The 14,029-nt window shown below is 72.2% G+C and carries 10 protein-coding genes; 4 read left to right on the forward strand and 6 right to left on the reverse strand.

Annotation, left to right across the window (positions count from 1 at the left end; all coding sequences use genetic code 11):
• On the reverse strand, positions 1–468 hold a 468-nt coding region (locus CWC38_RS12730), incomplete at its 3' end, for a ParA family protein (RefSeq protein ID WP_165860375.1).
• 257 nt (positions 469–725) lie between these two features.
• On the opposite strand from CWC38_RS12730, the gene CWC38_RS08120 reads away from it, so the two are divergent.
• On the forward strand, positions 726–4,175 hold the full coding sequence (locus tag CWC38_RS08120; protein WP_121846278.1) for a pyruvate carboxylase: 3,450 nt from the start codon (positions 726–728) through the stop codon (positions 4,173–4,175).
• A gap of 90 nt (positions 4,176–4,265) precedes the next feature.
• Complete coding sequence (locus tag CWC38_RS08125) at positions 4,266–5,696, forward strand: mycothione reductase (RefSeq protein ID WP_121846284.1); 1,431 nt, start codon at positions 4,266–4,268, stop codon at positions 5,694–5,696.
• A gap of 94 nt (positions 5,697–5,790) precedes the next feature.
• On the opposite strand, the gene CWC38_RS08130 is transcribed toward CWC38_RS08125, so the two are convergent.
• The 3 genes from CWC38_RS08130 to CWC38_RS08140 form a co-directional block, all read right to left on the reverse strand.
• Positions 5,791–7,599 (reverse strand): AMP-dependent synthetase/ligase, encoded by a 1,809-nt coding sequence (locus CWC38_RS08130; protein WP_121846279.1) that lies wholly within the window; start codon positions 7,597–7,599, stop codon positions 5,791–5,793.
• Positions 7,600–7,821: 222 nt separating this feature from the next.
• On the reverse strand, positions 7,822–8,235 hold the full coding sequence (locus tag CWC38_RS08135) for a hypothetical protein (RefSeq protein ID WP_121846280.1): 414 nt from the start codon (positions 8,233–8,235) through the stop codon (positions 7,822–7,824).
• The gene (locus CWC38_RS08140) at positions 8,232–9,017 is read right to left on the reverse strand and encodes an alpha/beta hydrolase (RefSeq protein ID WP_121846285.1); all 786 of its coding nucleotides are present in this window, start codon (positions 9,015–9,017) and stop codon (positions 8,232–8,234) included. The genes CWC38_RS08135 and CWC38_RS08140 overlap by 4 nt, the downstream gene beginning before the upstream one ends.
• A gap of 133 nt (positions 9,018–9,150) precedes the next feature.
• On the opposite strand from CWC38_RS08140, the gene CWC38_RS08145 reads away from it, so the two are divergent.
• Together CWC38_RS08145 and CWC38_RS08150 are read left to right on the forward strand one after the other, a co-directional pair.
• Positions 9,151–10,005 (forward strand): lysophospholipid acyltransferase family protein, encoded by an 855-nt coding sequence (locus CWC38_RS08145; RefSeq protein WP_121846281.1) that lies wholly within the window; start codon positions 9,151–9,153, stop codon positions 10,003–10,005.
• Positions 10,006–10,014: 9 nt separating this feature from the next.
• Positions 10,015–11,409, forward strand: coding sequence for a class II 3-deoxy-7-phosphoheptulonate synthase (locus CWC38_RS08150; protein ID WP_206059881.1), 1,395 nt, complete (start codon positions 10,015–10,017; stop codon positions 11,407–11,409).
• A gap of 60 nt (positions 11,410–11,469) precedes the next feature.
• Here CWC38_RS08150 and pknB read toward each other — a convergent pair whose 3' ends face one another.
• Positions 11,470–13,326 (reverse strand): Stk1 family PASTA domain-containing Ser/Thr kinase, encoded by a 1,857-nt coding sequence (pknB, locus tag CWC38_RS08155; RefSeq protein ID WP_121846282.1) that lies wholly within the window; start codon positions 13,324–13,326, stop codon positions 11,470–11,472.
• Positions 13,316–14,029 (reverse strand): lytic transglycosylase domain-containing protein (locus tag CWC38_RS08160; RefSeq protein WP_121846283.1); only part of this gene is annotated, 714 nt, incomplete at its 5' end. The genes CWC38_RS08160 and pknB, both read right to left, overlap by 11 nt.

A 14,029-nucleotide genomic window follows, 5' to 3' on the forward strand; every position in this document is an offset into this window, starting at 1 on the left:
TCTTGCGTCGGCAGCGTCAGATGTGTATAAGAGCCAGTAGCGGTCCAGCCCGCGCAGGGCCTTCTCGAGCCGGGTCAGGTCCTTGGGGCGGAACGATGCGTGGTCCAGGTGCGACGACGCCGCGGAGCCGGGGGCCACGTCCAGCACGGGCCGCCGCGGCCTGCGGGCGTCGTCGGGTGCCCACTCGCGCACGGCGGCCTTCGCGGAGTCCGGTGTGATGGGGTGCTCGGTCCAGGGGGAGGGGGCGGCCACCTGGGCCAGGGCCCCCCTGCGCGGGCGGCGCAGCACGCTGCCCACCTCGTGGCCGGCGCGGGCGTGGACACCGAGGGCGGTGGAGGCATCCCCGTGCGGGTCCAGGTCCACCACCAGGGTGGGGACACGCGCTTCGAGTGCCGCGGAGGCCAGACCGAGGACCACGGAGGACTTGCCCACGCCGCCCTTGAGGCTGCTGATGCTGACGATCTGCACGGATCACCCTTCTGTCACCTGAAGTGGGGGCGGTCCGCCGCCCTGTTACATGCTAATGGGTGTATTTCCGCTCGTGGGTGTCCCCTGACATGGGGGCGGTGCGTGCCGCACCGTGCCACGCGGTCGTCGTCCCGGCCCCGTGACACGATCTCCGGACGACGTCCCGGTGAGGCGCCGCTCACGTAAGCTCGGAGCCAGTATCACCTCCTCACCCAGCACACGGCGGCCGCAGCGCCCCGCGTGCGGAAACGGCAGACATGTTCTCCAAGATTTTGGTGGCCAACCGCGGCGAGATCGCGATCCGCGCCTTCCGCGCGGCGTACGAGCTCGGTGCCGGAACCGTGGCCGTGTTCCCCCAGGAAGACCGCAACTCCATCCACCGCCAGAAGGCGGACGAGGCCTACCACATCGGGGAGGAGGGGCATCCCGTCCGCGCCTACCTGGACGTGGCTGAGATCATCCGCGTGGCCAAGGAGGCGGGCGCGGACGCCATCTACCCGGGCTACGGATTCCTCTCCGAGAACCCGGAGCTGGCTCGGGCCGCGGCTGCCGAGGGGATCACGTTCGTGGGCCCGCGTGCGGAGATCCTCGAGCTCGCGGGCAACAAGGTGGAGGCGCTGCGTGCCGCCCGTCGCGCGGGCATCCCCACGCTGGACTCCTCGGACCCCTCCTCGGACAGGGACGAGCTGATCGCCGCCGCGGAGAAGATCGGCTACCCGGTCTTCGTGAAGGCCGTGGCCGGTGGTGGCGGTCGAGGCATGCGCCGCGTGGAGAGCGCCGAGGCGCTGCCGGGCGCCCTGGACGCCGCCATGCGCGAGGCGGACACCGCGTTCGGCGACCCCACCGTGTTCATCGAGCAGGCCGTGCTGCGCCCCCGTCACATCGAGGTGCAGATCCTGGCGGACAACGAGGGCAACATCGTGCACCTCTTCGAGCGGGACTGCTCGCTGCAGCGCCGCCACCAGAAGGTCATCGAGATCGCCCCGGCCCCGCACCTGGACCCCGAGATCCGCGACGCCCTGCACCGGGACGCCGTGAAGTTCGCCAAGGAACTGGGCTACGTCAACGCCGGCACGGTGGAGTTCCTCGTGGACACGGCCGGTGAGCGCGCCGGACAGCACGTGTTCATCGAGATGAACCCGCGCATCCAGGTGGAGCACACCGTGACCGAGGAGATCACGGACGTGGACCTGGTGCAGTCCCAGCTGCGCATCGCCGCCGGGGAGACCCTCGACGACCTCGGCATCCACCAGGAGGACCTGCGGGTGCGCGGCGCGGCGCTGCAGTGCCGCATCACCACGGAGGACCCCGCCAACGACTTCCGCCCGGACGTGGGCAAGGTCAGCGCGTACCGCTCCGCGGGCGGCGCGGGTGTCCGCCTGGACGGCGGCACGCTCTACGCCGGCGCGGAGATCTCCCCGCACTTCGACTCGATGCTCGTGAAGCTCACGTGCCGCGGCCGGGACTACCCCACGGCCGTGCTGCGTGCCCGCCGCGCGCTCGCCGAGTTCCGCATCCGCGGCATCGCCACGAACATCCAGTTCCTGCAGGCCGTGCTGCACAACCCGGACTTCCTGGCCGGGGACGTGGCCACGGACTTCATCGAGAACCACCCGGACCTGCTCAAGGGCAAGGGCTCGGCGGACCGCGGCACGCGCGCGCTGAACTACCTCGCGGACATCACGGTCAACAAGCCCAACGGCGAGCGTGTGAACGGCATCGACCCGCGCGACAAGCTTCCCCACTACCCCGGGGACAAGCGGGACGAGCCCTACCGCAGCCCGTTCGACGGCCCGTCGAAGCACGAGGTGCCCGCGGGCTGGCGCCAGGTGCTGCAGGAGAGGGGACCCGAGGGGTTCGCCCGTGCGCTGCGCGAGTACGAGCCGCTCGCGGTCACGTCCACCACGTTCCGTGACGCCCACCAGTCCCTGCTGGCCACGCGCGTGCGCACCCGCGACCTGCTCGCGGCGGCACCGGCGTACGCGCACCTGCTCCCGGGCCTGCTCTCGGTCGAGGCGTGGGGCGGTGCCACGTACGACGTCGCACTGCGCTTCCTGGGGGAGGACCCCTGGGAGCGACTGCGTCTGCTGCGCGAGGCCATGCCCAACATCCCCATCCAGATGCTGCTGCGGGGACGCAACACGGTGGGCTACACCCCGTACCCGGTGGAGGTCACCAACGCGTTCGTGGCCGAGGCCGCGGAGACCGGTGTGGACATCTTCCGCATCTTCGACGCCCTCAACGACGTGGAGCAGATGCGTCCCGCGATCGAGGCCGTCCGTGCGACCGGCACCGCCGTGGCGGAGGTGGCCCTGTGCTACACGGGCAACCTGCTCGATCCCGAGGAGAGCGTCTACACGCTGGACTACTACCTCGACCTCGCGCAGCAGTGCGTGGACGCGGGCGCCCACATCCTGGCGATCAAGGACATGGCCGGTCTGCTGCGCCCGGAGGCGGCTCGCCGGCTGGTGACCGCCCTGCGTGAACGCTTCGACCTGCCCGTGCACCTGCACACCCACGACACCGCGGGCGGCCAGCTGGCCACCCTCCTGGCGGCGTCGGAGGCCGGTGTGGACGCGGTGGACGCGGCGTCGGCGTCGATGGCGGGGACCACCTCGCAGGTCTCCGGCTCCGCGCTCGTGGCCGCACTCGAGAACACGGAGCGGGACACGACCCTGTCCCTGGACGCGGTCAGCGACATGGAGCCGTACTGGGAGGTGGTGCGCTCCATCTACAAGCCGTTCGAGTCCGGACTCACGGGCCCCACGGGACGCGTGTACCGCCACGAGATCCCGGGCGGGCAGCTCTCCAACCTGCGGCAGCAGGCCATTGCCCTGGGCCTCGGGGAGAAGTTCGAGGCCATCGAGGACATGTACCACGCCGCGGACCAGATGCTCGGCCACCTCGTGAAGGTGACCCCGTCCTCCAAGGTGGTGGGCGACCTCGCCCTGCAGCTCGTGGGCATGGACGTGGACCCGGCCGAGTTCGAGGCGGACCCCCGCAAGTTCGACATCCCGGACTCCGTGATCAACTTCCTCGCCGGTGAACTCGGCACCCCGCCCGCGGGCTGGCCCGAGCCGTTCCGCACGAAGGCGCTGGAGGGGCGCACGGTGAACCTCGCCGACAAGGAGCTCAGCGACGAGGACCGCGCGGGTCTGGACGAGCCCGGCGCCACACGCCGCGCCACGCTGAACCGGCTGCTGTTCCCCGGTCCCACGAAGGAGTTCGAGAGCTCCCGCACGAAGTACGGTGACGTCTCGGTGCTGCACACCCGCGACTTCCTGTACGGCCTGGAGCAGGACCACGAGCACGTCATCTCACTGGGCAAGGGCGTGCGCCTGCTGGTCACCCTGCAGGCGATCTCCGAGCCGGACGAGAAGGGCATGCGCACGGTCATGGTCACCCTCAACGGCCAGCTGCGCCTGCTGGAGGTGCGGGACGAGTCCGTGACGTCCCAGGTGGTGGAGACCGAGAAGGCGGACACGTCCCGGCCCGGTCACGTGGCGGCGCCCTTCGCCGGTGCCGTCACCGTCACGGTCTCCGAGGGGGACACCGTCTCCGCCGGGGACGCTGTGGCCACGATCGAGGCCATGAAGATGGAGGCGTCCATCACCGCGCCCGTCGCGGGCACGGTCTCCCGCGTGGCACTGGCGGACACCGCGCACGTGAGCGGCGGAGACCTCGTGCTGGTGGTCGACCCGCAGTGAGCCACCCCGCCCCGCGTGCCCGCCACGCCGTGGGCTGAACGGACGCCGCCCCAAGCTCCGCGTGCGGGGCGGCGTCCTAGCATGGGGCGCATGCGCTCATTCGATCTGATCATCGTCGGCTCCGGCTCGGGCAACTCCCTGCTCACCGACGAGTACAGGGGCCTGGACGTGGCCATCGTGGAACCCGGTCGCTTCGGCGGCACGTGCCTCAACGTGGGCTGCATCCCCACCAAGATGTACGTGTACCCGGCCACCGTGGCGGAGCAGGCCCGGGACGCCGTCCGGCTGGGGGTGGACGCGAGCATCGACCGCGTGGACTGGCGCGGCATGCGGGACAGGATCTTCGGCCGGATCGACGCGATCTCCGAGGGCGGCCTGCAGTTCCGGGAGTCCCTGGAGAACGTCACGGTCATCCGGGAGTACGTGCACCTCGTGGCGCCGCACGTCCTGGAGACGGACTCCGGTCAGCGGATCACCGCGCCGCGCATCGTGCTCGCCAACGGCTCCCGTGTGCGGCTGCCGGACGTGCCCGGCACGGACCTGCCCGGGGTGCACACCTCGGACACCGTGATGCGCCTGCCCGAGCAGCCCCGGGACGTGGTGGTGGTGGGCGGCGGGTACATTGCCGCCGAGTTCTGCCACGTGTTCCAGGGCCTGGGCTCCTCGGTCACCCAGCTCAACCGCTCCCACCGGCTGCTGCGCGCCCACGACGACACCATTGCCGAGCGGTTCGCACGCGAAGCCGCGCAGCAGTGGGACCTGCAGCTGGGGTGGAGCATCACGGGCATCGAGCGGGCCGCGGACGGGCGGCCCACGGTCGCGGCGCTCGCCACCGACGGGTCGGGGACGCGCTGGGAGCGCACCGCGGACGTGGTGCTGCTGGCCACGGGCCGCACCCCCAACGCGGACACGCTGGACCCGGCGGCAGCGCAGCTGGACGTGACCGACCGCGGTCTGCTGGCCGTGGACGAGCAGCAGCGCGTGCTCTCCCAGGGAGAGCCCGTCGAGGGGCTGTGGGCCCTGGGGGACGTGTGCTCCCCGCACCAGCTCAAGCACGTGGCGAACGCCGAGGCGCGCGTGGTCTCCCACAACGTGGTCCACCCGGAGGACCCCCGCGCCATGGACCACCGGGCCGTGCCGTCCGCGGTGTTCACCGAGCCGCAGATCGCATCTGTGGGCCTGACGGAGCGCGCCGCGCGCGAGTGGGCCCGCGAGCACGGCACGGAGATCACCGTGAAGGAGCAGGACTTCGGGGGCGTGGCCTACGGCTGGGCCATGGAGGACCACGTGGGCATCTGCAAACTGGTCGCGGACTCCCGCACCGGCGAGCTGCTGGGCGCCCACCTGATCGGGCGGGACGCCTCCAACCTGATCCAGCCGCTCGTGCAGGGCATGGCGTTCGGGCTGCGCGTGCACGAGATGGCGCGCGGGCAGTACTGGATCCACCCCGCGCTCGCGGAGGTCGTGGAGAACGCCCTGCTGGGCCTGGACATCCCCGGCCAGCGTCCGGACGCCTCCTGAGACCGCGTCCCGGACGGGACGACGACGCCGCCCGCACCCTGGCACTCCAGGGTGCGGGCGGCGGCGTCGTGGCCAGGGGCGGACGCTCGGGTGGCTACTTCGTGTACATGCCCTCGATCACGTCCGCGAAGTCCTCGGCAACCTTGGCGCGCTTGAGCTTGAGCGACGGGGTCAGGTAGCCGTCGGCCACGGTGAGGTCACGGTCCAGGATCCGGAAGGCCCTGATGCTCTCGGCCCGGGACACCTTGGCGTTGGCGTGGTCCACGATGCGCTGCACGTGTTCGACCACCGCCTCCTCGCGGGAGGCCTCGGCGAGCGTGAGGCCGGGGTCCAGCCCGAGCGTGGGGAGGATCTTCGGCAGCGTCTCGGGGTCCAGGGTGACGAGGGCGGCCACGAACGGGCGGTTGTCCCCGACGGCCATGACCTGTCCCACCGTGGCGGAGGTGCGGATGGGGTCTTCGAGCTGGTTGGGGATCACGTTCTTCCCGCCGGCCGTGACGATGATCTCCTTCTTGCGGCCCGTGACGGTGAGCAGACCCTCGTCGTCCAGGTGGCCGAGGTCCCCGGTGGCGAACCAGCCGTCCCGGAACGCCTCGGCGGTCTTCTCCGGCAGACCGTTGTAGCGCTCGAAGACGTTCACACCGCGCACCAGGATCTCGCCGTCCTCGGCAATGGCCACCTCGTTGCCCGGCATGGGGTGGCCCACGGTGCCGAGCCTGTTGATGCTGGGGACGTTCGCGGAGATGGGTGCGGTGGTCTCGGTGAGCCCGTAGCCCTCCACCACGTACACGCCGATCCCGTTGAAGAAGTGCGCCATGTGCTCGCCGAGGGCCGCGCCGCCGGAGACGGCGTAGCGCACCTCCCCGCCCATGGCCTCCCGCAGCGTGGAGTAGACGAGCCTGTCGTAGAGCCGGTGGCGGGCTTCGAGCCACGGCGAGACCCGGCCATTCTGCGAGGCCTTGGACCACGCCGCGGCGGTGGCCACGGCGCGCTCGAAGATGAGCTTCTTCACGGGCGAGGCGGCCTGCGCCTTGAAGCGGGCACCCACCAGGATCTTCTCGAACACCCGCGGCACCGCGAGGATGAACGAGGGCTTGAACCGGGCGAGGTCGTCCATGAGCTGGGAGACGTCCGGGGTGTGCGCCAGGGCGATCCCGGCGTCCAGCGAGGTGACCTCCACGAAACGCGCGAAGACGTGGGCCAGGGGCAGGAACAGCAGGGTGCGCGCACCCTCGTGCATGAGCTCCCCGGCCACCTGGATCGTGTTCTGCGAGCACGCCACGAAGTTGCGGTGGGTGAGCTCGCAGCCCTTGGGCGGGCCGGTGGTGCCGGAGGTGTAGATGAGCGTGGCGGTGTCCTCCAGGCTCACGCCGTCGAACGGGTCCGCGAGGTCCTCCCGGTGGGCACCGGCGGCGACCACGGACTCCAGGGAGACGTCCGGGGTGTCGGTGTCGAACACACGGATGCGCTGCTCGGCGGGGAACGGGGTGATGCGCGCGGCCTCCCGGACGCGCTGCGCGAGCTCTTCCGACTCCACGAAGATCCCGGTGGCTTCGGAGTCCGAGAGGATCCAGGCGATCTGGTCCGGAGAGGACGTGTCGTACACCGGCACGGGCACCGCGCCGAGCCACCACAGGGCGAAGTCCACGAGGGACCACTCGTAGCGGGTGCGGCTCAGGATTCCCACGCGGTCCCCGGGCCGGACGCCCTGCTCGGCCATGCCGCGGGCGAGGCCCACGACCTCGTCCCGGAACTGCCGCGCGGTGACGTCCCGCTCCCGGCCCGCGGTCAGGACCGTGTAGAGCACGAGGTCGGGCTGCTCACGCGCGCGTTCCGCGAGGATGTGGGCGATTCCCGGGTACGGCAGGGGATTGACGAGGGCGGGGGCGCTGACGCGTCTCATGTAAAACCTTCCTGACGAGATTGCGTCTCAGTTTACGGTGTGTGCATCTTCACACCGTGCGGCCAGGTGACACGTCCGCATCATGGGGCGGGGTCGTGCCCGTTCCCGGAGCGTCACGGCGGGCCCGGGAGCTGCCGTGCCGGTGCAGCTGCCACCGGAAGAGCGGACACGACGGGGCCCCGCGGTTCCTGGATCCCGGGTGGGCCGGTGCGCCGGGGCGGCTCACACGACGGCGCCGTCGTCGTCCTCCGGGGGATCGCTCGGCAGGGCGCGGAACACCAGGACGAGCGCGCCCACGAGACCCGCGAGAGCCGCGGTCCACACGAGCCCCGGGAGAGGCCCGGGCAGCAGGGACAGCCCGGTCACGACCACCACCACCGCGAGCACGGCGGACAGGGCCCGCAGCATGGCGGGGGAGATGCCGCCGGTCACGGGGCCGGGATCCGGGTCGTAGACCTCGTCCTCGGGATCCTCCCGCAGCTCCGGGGGAACGTCCTCGACGGGCTGCTCCGCCCCGCGCCACACGACGTCCTCGGCCCACGGGTCCAGATCCTCGTCGTCGCCGGGGATGTCGTCCCACGTGTTGCCGCGGATGATGCTCTCGAAGGGATCGTCCGAGGGCTCGCGCGGCGTCATGCGGGGGCCCCGCCCAGGAAGTCCTCCCCGCGGGAGAGCCGCTGCACCGCGTCCCGCGACATGCGCTCGATCAGCGGGGCGTCGTGGTCCAGCGTGGCCACGTGGTAGCTGTCGGGCAGCGCCACCACCCGCACCGGACCGGACGAGCGCTGGGCCACGAGCTCGGCGGAGTCCCCGGAGACCACGTGGTCCTCGTCGGAGCGGAACACCACGGTGGGCGCCGTGACCGCGGGCAGCGTGCGCACCGTGCGGTGCATCAGCACGTTGAGCTGGGCCACGGCGGCCAGCGGCGTGCGGTCGTACGCGGACTCCAGCGCGGTCTCGCTCCTGATGTCGCTCGCGATCCCGGCCAGCGACGGCACAGCGGGGCTCAGCAGCCTGCTGAAGCGGGCCATCCGGTTGACCAGCGCCAGCGCCGGGTTCACCAGGAGCACCCCGGCCACGTCCCGCCGGGCGGCGGTGTGCAGCGCCAGGGCACCACCCATGGACAGCCCGCACACCACCACGTGCTCGTGGTGGCGCCGCAGCCGCCAGTACTGCTCGTCCACGGCGTCGCGCCACGCCTGCCAGGGCTGCTCGGCGAGATCCTGCCACTGCGTCCCGTGCCCGGGCAGCAGCGGCACGCTCACGCCGGGGTGGGCCCCGGCGCCGTCGACCGCGCCGTGGAGGGCGCGCGCCCAGTCCCGCACCGACGCCGTGGTGGAGGTGAAGCCGTGGAGCACCAGGACACCCACGGAGGAGGTGCCGGGCAGGGTGAGGTGGCCGTGCTGATCCGATGACATGGCGCCATTGTGCCAGCCCCCGCGGGGGAGCATGAGACAATCGGCCGGGGAACGGCCCGGTCAGGGACGCCCTCCACCACACGTTCCGGGCCCTCGCCCGGCGCCCCCGGCAGCGACGAAAGGTCACCCGCTCATGGTGTACATGTTCCTCAGGAACTACGTGGTGGCCCCCGTGGTCAACCTGGTCTGCCGGCCCACCGTGATCGGCCTGGAGCACGTCCCCGCGCACGGCCCCGCGATCCTGGCGAGCAACCACCTCTCCGTGCCGGACACCATCTTCATGCCCGTGGCCGTGCCCCGGCAGGTGTACTTCCTGGCCAAGTCCGAGTACTTCACCACCCCGGGCGTCCGGGGCCGGATCGTGGCCGCGTTCTTCAGGGCGATCAACCAGATCCCCATGGACCGGCGCGGCGGCAGCGCGAGTGCCAAGTCCCTCAGTGCGGGTGGCCAGGCGCTCGCGGAGGGCAAGCTCGTGGGCATCTACCCCGAGGGCACCCGCTCCCCGGACGGGCGCCTCTACCGCGGGAAGGTGGGCGTGGCGCGCCTGGCGCTGGAAACCGGTGCGCCCGTGATCCCCGTGGCGATGATCGGCACGGACAAGATGCAGCCCCTGGGATCGCGGTTCCCGGACCCGCGGCGCGCCCGGATCACCACCATCTTCGGCGCGCCCCTGGACTTCTCCGAGCTGAAGGGCCGGCAGGGCGACCACGCGACCCTGCGGCGCGTCACGGACGAGATCATGGCGGCCATCCAGCAGCTCTCGGGCCAGGAGACCGCGGACGGCTACGCGTCCGAGCACAAGCGCCGTCTGGCGGAGGAGAGGTCCGCCGGTCTCAAGGCGCAGGCGCGGGACGTGGCCCAGGCCACCCGCGAACGCGGGCGCTCCGTCACGGACGCGGTCTCCCAGCAGGCGAGCACGCTCAACGCCAGGCTCCACGGCCGGACGCCGGAGGACACGGATGAGGGTTCCTCGGGGCCCACGTCCTAGACTGGTGGGATGAGTTCCGAGACCCTGCCTGAACAGTTCCGCTCCGTGACGACCCCCTCTCCCAGCGCCGCCGACTACCCCGGCCTGGACGAGTGGCGCGAGCGCAGCATCGGGCAGCACCCGCAGTGGGCGGAGCACCCGGACTTCGCGGACTCCATCCAGGAGCTCAACGCGGTGCCGCCGCTGGTGTTCGCCGGCGAGGTGGACCGGTTGCGCTCCCGGCTGGCCCAGGTGGCCAACGGAGAGGCGTTCTTCCTGCAGGGCGGTGACTGCGCCGAGACCTTCGCGGGCGCCACCGCGGACAAGATCTCCGGCCGGGTCCGCACACTGCTGCAGATGGCGGTGGTCCTCACCTATGGCGCCTCGCTGCCCGTGGTGAAGATGGGCCGGATGGCCGGCCAGTTCTCCAAGCCGCGCTCCTCCAACGAGGAGACCCGGGACGGGGTGACCCTGCCGTCCTTCCGCGGCGAGATGGTCAACGGCTTCGACTTCACCGAGGAGTCCCGGGTCCACGACCCCAAGCGCATGCTGCGCGGCTACCACACTTCCGCCTCCACCCTGAACCTGATCCGGGCGTTCACCCAGGGCGGCTTCGCGGACCTCCGTCGTGTGCACGCCTGGAACATGGGCTTCGCCGCGAACCCCGCCTACGCGCGCTACGAGACGATGGCCCGGGAGATCGACCACGCGGTGAAGTTCATGGCCGCGTGCGGCTCGGACTTCGACGCGCTCAAGACCACCGAGTTCTTCGCGGGCCACGAGGCCCTGCTGCTCGACTACGAGCGGGCACTGACCCGCATCGACTCGCGCACCAACCTGCCGTACGGCACGTCCGCGCACTTCCTGTGGATCGGGGAGCGTACCCGCGACCTCGACGGCGCGCACGTGGACCTGCTGTCCAGGCTGCGCAACCCGATCGGCGTGAAGCTGGGTCCGGGCACCTCGGGCGAGGACGCGCTGCGCCTCATCGACGCCCTGGACCCGGAGCGGGAGCCCGGGCGGCTCACGTTCATCACCCGCATGGGCGCGAAGAACATCCGCGAGAAGTTGCCCCCGGTCATCCGGGCCGTGGAGGAGTCCGGCGCCAAGCCGGTGTGGGTCACGGACCCCATGCACGGCAACACCGTGTCCCTGCCGTCCGGGTACAAGCCCCGCCGGTTCGAGGACGTGGTGGACGAGGTCCGCGGCTTCTTCGAGGTGCACCGTGAGCTCGGCACGTTCCCCGGCGGCATCCACGTGGAGATGACGGGTGACGACGTCGCCGAGTGCCTGGGCGGTTCGGACCCCGTGGCGGAGTCCTCGTTCGCCGAGCGCTACGAGACGCTGTGCGACCCCCGCCTGAACCACATGCAGTCGCTGGAGATCGCCTTCCTCGTGGCGGAGTACCTCTCCGAGCAGAACTGACGCGCCGCGGCGTCGTCGTGCCGCAGCCGGCCCCGACGACGCCGCCCGGCCGGGACCCGCTCACACGACGGTGAGCACCACGGTGGTCCCGTCCTGGCGCTGGCGCACCACGCGGTTGAGGTGGGAGCCCACCGGGGCGTCCACGCGCACGGTGAACCCCTTGTCCTCCAGTTCGGCCCGCGCGGCCTCCACGTCCTGGCCCACGACGGCCGGTGGTTCGCCCTGCGGGGTGCTGACGGCCACGGTGACCTCCACGGACGTGCCCTCGTCCACCTCGCTCCCCGCGGCGGTGGACTGCGAGAGCACCGTGCCCTGCGGCTGGGTGGAGTACTCGTTCGTCACGGCCCCCAGCGTCAGGCCCGCGGCCGAGGCGGCGCCGCGGGCGGTGTCGAGAGAGCTCCCCGTGAGCGCGGGAACCGACACCCGGGCGGGCCCCGAGGAGACCAGCAGGTTGACCTGCTCGATGCCTCGGACCGTGCTGGACTCCGCGGGATCCGTCGCGAGCACGATGCCCTCCGGCGTGTCCCTGCTGGTGGTGGTGCGCACGCCCACGTTGGAGATCCCGGCACCCGCGAGCTCGCGCTCCGCGGACGCCGTGTCCTGACCCGCCACGGGCGGCACGGTGGCGGAGGCCGTGCCCGGCGCGGAGCCCAGCCACCAGCCGAGGAATCCGGCCACGGTCAGCAGCAGCGCGAACACCACCACCGCCAGGGCGACGTGCAGGGGCTGCGGCTGCGGGTTGAGGCGGACCCGGGGTGCGTCGGGGGAGCGGCGGGCGGTGGAACCCGCTCCCGGTCCCACACGGGAGGTCGCGAGGGTCCCGGTGGCGTCGGGGTCGTAGCTCGGCAGGATGGGGGTGCCCCCGCCTGACGTGCCGAGGGCCTCGGTCGCCGCCTCGGCGGGCGTCCCGCCCGGGGCGGAACCCAGCGCCTCCGTCGGCGCGTCCGCGGTGGCCGCCCCCAGTGCCTCCGTCGGTGCGTCGGCGGGGGCGGGGCCCCCGGGGCTGTCCGCGCGAGTGGTTCCCGCGAGCACCTCCGTGGGGGCGCCGCTGAGGGACGGCGGGTCCACGGGATCGGGCAGGGACCGTCGGATGGCGAGCGCCAGGTCCAGGAGCTCGGCGGCGTCGACGGGCCGGTGGCCGGGGTCCCGGGACGTGGCGCGCAGCACGAACTCGTCCAGCGCGGGAGGCGTGCCCGGTGCCGCGCCGCTGGGCGCGGGCACGTCCCGGCTCACGTGCGCGTGCGCCACCTGCAGGGCCGTGCCCGTGTACGGCCGGGACCCCGTGAGCATCTCGTAGGCCATGATCCCCACCGCGTACACGTCGCTGCGCTGGTCCACGGGACCGTCGGCCACGAGCTCCGGGGCGGCGTAGCCCACGGTGCCGAGCACGGTGGAGGTGGCGGTGTGCTCGTCCACGGCGCGGGTGAGACCGAAGTCCGCGACCTTGACCTCCCCGTCCGCGGTGAGCAGCACGTTCTCGGGCTTCACGTCCCGGTGCACGAGGCCGATCCGGTGGGCCCGCGCGAGGCCACGCAGCACGGGGACCAGAAGGTCCAGGACCCGACGTGGGGGCATGGGGGCCTCACGGCCGATCACCTGGCGCAGCGTGGGCCCGTCCACGTACTCGAGCACGAGGTAGAGCACGCCGTCCGCGGTGCGGCCCTGGTCCAGCACCGAGACCACGTGGGGGTCGTGCAGCCGGGCCGCGGACCTCGCCTCGCGCTGGGCCCGTGCCGCGAAGGACGGGTCCTCCGCGATGTGCGGGTGGATGATCTTCAGGGCCACGGGACGTTCGAGGCGTTCGTCCAGGCCCTCGTGAACCGCAGCCGTGCCGCCGCGCGCGATCCTGCGCCCCACCAGGTAGCGGTTCTCGAGCAGGGTTCCCTCGCGGGGGTCGTTCGTGCTGCTACTGGGCAAATTTCCGTTCCTGTGCGCTCACGGCCTTGACGTACGCCTTGGTGTCCGGGTACATACCGTACGTCCGCACGCCGTGCAGACCCTGGTAGTAGGCACCGATGCCGGTGGCCTTGTCCGGCGCCCTGTCCTGCAGCTCCCGGATGACGGCGACGCCCGCGGTGATGTTGTCCTGCGGGTCCAGCAGATCCAGGTCCCGGCCCACCATGGCGGAGGCCCACTGCCCGGCGGACGGGATCACCTGCATGGTGCCCACGGCGTCCGCGGGGGAGACCACGTCGTGGCGGAAGCCCGACTCCTGGGAGGCGTGGGCCAGTGCGAGGGCGGGGTCCACGCCCATGGCGCGGGCGGTCCCGGCCACCATCTCGCGGATCTTCTCGGGGGAGGGGACTGCGCGCCGCTGCAGCTCGGCGTGGTGCCTGTTCGCGGACGCGGTCACCTCCCGGGGGTACTCCCGGCCGGCGAACGTGGTGCCCACGGCGGGCCGCGCGGCCTCCGCGACCGGCTCGCCCGCGGCCCCGTCCTGCGGGGTGGCCTCCGCGCCGGACGACGCCGCCGGGGGCGCGGTGGCGGGTCCGCCCGGCACCGTGAGGGTGCGGCCCGGCCGCAGCACGGAGCCGGCCGAGAGGTCGTTGGCGGACATCAGCTGGGAGACGCTCACCCCGTACCGCTGGGAGAGCTCCCACAGGGTGTCGCCCGGGGCCAC

The sequence above is a fragment of the Kocuria tytonicola genome, from assembly GCF_003687455.1.
Classification (GTDB): domain Bacteria; phylum Actinomycetota; class Actinomycetes; order Actinomycetales; family Micrococcaceae; genus Kocuria; species Kocuria tytonicola.